Consider the following 2,301-nt stretch of genomic DNA (forward strand, 5'->3'; position numbering starts at 1 on the left):
CCCGCCCACCGGCCCGGGGTGCCCCCGCAGCACCCCGGGCCGGTCCGCGTTCCGGTGGCCCTCGGCCTCGGCCCGCCGCCAGAGCGGCAGGACCGCCACCGGCAGCACCGCCACCGGGCGCAGCCCGGCGCACTCAGGCATTGCGCCCCGCCACCTTCCGGTCCACCGCCAATGAGTCCTCCAGCCGTGCCAGCAGCTGCCGGAACCGCTCGGCGTCCTGCTCCGTCATCCGTCCCTCGGGCAGCGCCCCCGGCCGTTCGACCGTTCTCTCGTCCATACGCCCGAGGCTAGGAGACGGTGATCAACGGGCGATAAACGCGCGTTCGGCCGAAAAGCACTTGCCCGGGACGGTTCGGCCCGCGACGATCGCACCTCATGACGCCCCATCGGGACCGCCCGAAGCCGCAACTCCCCCGCCCGGTGGCCCTGGTCACGGGGGTGGGCCGGACGGTCGGCATCGGCGCCGGGATCGCCGGGGGGCCGGCGGCCTCCGGGTGGGACCTCTCCTTCACCTACTGGACCGCCTACGACCGACGGATGGCCTGGGGCGCCGAGGAGGCCGCGGCGACGAACATCGCCCGGGGTCTGCGCGAGCACGGTGCCCGCGCGCTCCCGATCGAGGCCGACCTGGCCGATCCGCAGGCACCCGCACGGGTCTTCGCCGAGGCCGGGCAGAGGCTCGGCCCGGTCACCGCGCTGGTGCTGTGCCACCGCGAATCCGTCGACTCCGGTCTGCTGGACACCACGGTCGAGAGCTTCGACCGGCACTTCGCGGTCAACGGGCAGCTGCTGATGAGCAACGGCGGCCTGACACAGGGTGGTTGACCGGAGCGAGGGGCGCGCCGCCCCCGGGCTACCGGGCCCGCGCCGTCGCGTCGAGAAGCAACCGGGCGGCCTCCTTGGCATCGGCGGCGGCCGTCGGGTCGCCGTGGACGGCCGCGCTGGTGATCGCCCCCTCGGCCAGCAGGGTCAGGTGGACGGCCGTGGCGGGCGGGGCACCGGCGGCCTCGGCCAGGCCCGCGAGGTAGCCGCCGAACTCCGCCTTGTGGTGCCGGGCAGCGGCCACCACCGCGGGGCTGACGGCACCCAGTTCACCGAGTGAGTTGACGAAGGCGCAGCCCCGGAAGCCGGGTTCGGCGAACCACCGGCCGAGCCAGTCGAAGACCGCGAGCAGCTGGTCCTGCGGGCAGCCCCCGGTGCGCGAGACGTACACGGCGAGGCTCGCCCGCCAGCGACCGTCGCGGCGCAGCAGGTAGGCCTCGACGAGCTCGCCCTTGGACGGGAAGTGCTGGTAGAGGCGGCGCATGGTCACGCCGGAGGCGGCCCGGACGGCGTCCATGCCGACGGCCTGGATGCCCTGCCCGTAGAACAGTTCCTCGGCCGCGTCGAGGATCCGGGCCCGCGGGTCTTCCTGCTCCATCTGCCGTGCCCTTTGCGTGAGAACGATGGTTCTCCTATCGTAACCAGAACAGCGAGAACGATCGTTCTCATCGGCGGAACACCCATTCCGAGGAGCACCATGCCCGAGACCGGCACCGAGCAGCGCCCTCCCCTGCCCCCGTTCACCGAGGAGACCGCCCGCCGAAAGGTCCGGGCCGCCGAGGACGCCTGGAACACCCGCGACCCCCAACGGGTCGCCCTCGCCTACACGCCGGACAGCCGCTGGCGCAACCGCTCCGAGTTCCTCACCGGCCGCGAGCGGATCGCCGACTTCCTCACCCGCAAGTGGCAGCGCGAGCTGGACTACCGCCTGATCAAGGAACTCTGGGCGTACGGCGGCGACCGCATCGCCGTCCGCTTCGCCTACGAGTGTCACGACGACGCCGGCCACTGGTACCGCTGCTACGGCAACGAGAACTGGGAGTTCGACCGGAACGGCCTGATGGCCCGCCGGTACGCCTCCATCAACGACCTGCCGATCAGCGCCGAGGAGCGGCTGTTCCACTGGCCGCTCGGCCGTCGCCCCGACGACCACCCCGGCCTCACCGAACTCGGCCTCTGAACGACACCCCCGCGGGGCCACGGCGCGCCCGCGCTGTTCCACGGCTGTGACGCGGCACGCATCCGCCGCTGACCTCGTCCTGGGAGGCTCCTCGTCGGAAGCGAACAGCACCCGAGGGGGACGTGGAAGATGTCCGTGCACAACAGCTCCGTGCGGAACCGGTTCGGCACCACCGCGGCGATCGCGCTGATGGTCAGCGTCGGCGCCGTCCTGGTCTCCGCCTGCGGCCCCGAGAACGGCGACTCCGCCCCCACCGCCGCCCCGACCGGCGCCGCCCCCGGGGCGGCGGCGCCGGGGAC

At 73.4% G+C, this 2,301-nt stretch carries 3 protein-coding genes and 1 pseudogene; 2 read left to right on the forward strand and 2 right to left on the reverse strand.

Annotated elements, in window-relative coordinates; genetic code table 11:
- Positions 1–133: 133 nt before the first annotated feature.
- Positions 134–277, reverse strand: a complete 144-nt coding sequence (locus KS423_RS43740; RefSeq protein ID WP_224285257.1) for a hypothetical protein — start codon at positions 275–277, stop codon at positions 134–136.
- 98 nt (positions 278–375) lie between these two features.
- On the opposite strand from KS423_RS43740, the pseudogene KS423_RS43745 reads away from it, so the two are divergent.
- Positions 376–786 (forward strand): annotated as a pseudogene (locus KS423_RS43745) (SDR family NAD(P)-dependent oxidoreductase); the annotation flags it as partial.
- A gap of 67 nt (positions 787–853) precedes the next feature.
- Here the strand turns inward: KS423_RS43745 and KS423_RS43750 are convergent.
- Positions 854–1,420, reverse strand: a complete 567-nt coding sequence (locus tag KS423_RS43750; RefSeq protein WP_224285258.1) for a TetR/AcrR family transcriptional regulator — start codon at positions 1,418–1,420, stop codon at positions 854–856.
- Between the two features lie 99 nt (positions 1,421–1,519).
- Between KS423_RS43750 and KS423_RS43755 the strand changes: the two genes are divergently transcribed.
- Positions 1,520–2,002, forward strand: a complete 483-nt coding sequence (locus KS423_RS43755; protein ID WP_224285259.1) for a nuclear transport factor 2 family protein — start codon at positions 1,520–1,522, stop codon at positions 2,000–2,002.
- Positions 2,003–2,301: the final 299 nt, after the last annotated feature.

It is taken from the genome of Streptomyces sp. LS1784 (assembly GCF_020103755.1).
In the GTDB taxonomy this organism is placed as follows: domain Bacteria; phylum Actinomycetota; class Actinomycetes; order Streptomycetales; family Streptomycetaceae; genus Kitasatospora.

Coding starts and splice junctions, on each gene's coding strand:
- KS423_RS43755 (WP_224285259.1), top strand. CDS start 1,520: ATGCCCGAGACCGGCACCGAGCAGCGCCCTCCCCTGCCCCCGTTCACC.
- KS423_RS43740 (WP_224285257.1), bottom strand. CDS start 277: ATGGACGAGAGAACGGTCGAACGGCCGGGGGCGCTGCCCGAGGGACGG.
- KS423_RS43750 (WP_224285258.1), bottom strand. CDS start 1,420: ATGGAGCAGGAAGACCCGCGGGCCCGGATCCTCGACGCGGCCGAGGAA.